The following is a 254-nucleotide window of genomic DNA, read 5'->3' as shown; positions in this document are numbered from 1 at the left end:
CATGGCCCACCGGGGCCGGCTCAACGTCCTGGCCCACGTGGTGGAGAAGCCCTTTGAGGCCATCTTCCGCGAGTTTGAGGAGCTCTTCCCCGAGGGGTACGTGGGGGACGTGAAGTACCACCTGGGCCACTCCACGGACGTGGAGACCCCCTGGGGCCCGGTGCACGTCTCCCTCAACTTCAACCCGAGCCACCAGGTGTTTGTGAAGCCCGTGGCATTGGGAAGAGTCCGGGGCAAGCAGGACCGCTTCGGCG

General features: G+C 66.1%; 1 protein-coding gene. It reads left to right on the top strand.

The window, feature by feature from the left end:
* A partial coding sequence (locus MFF64_RS39130) for a 2-oxoglutarate dehydrogenase component E1 family protein (RefSeq protein WP_238194052.1) occupies nt 1-254 on the top strand: 254 nt, incomplete at both ends.

This window comes from Methylobacterium frigidaeris, assembly GCF_022179185.1.
Classification (GTDB): Bacteria; Pseudomonadota; Alphaproteobacteria; order Rhizobiales; family Beijerinckiaceae; genus Methylobacterium; species Methylobacterium frigidaeris.
The sequence above is the reverse complement of the archived record's forward strand: the minus strand, read 5'-3'. Positions and strand labels throughout refer to the sequence as shown.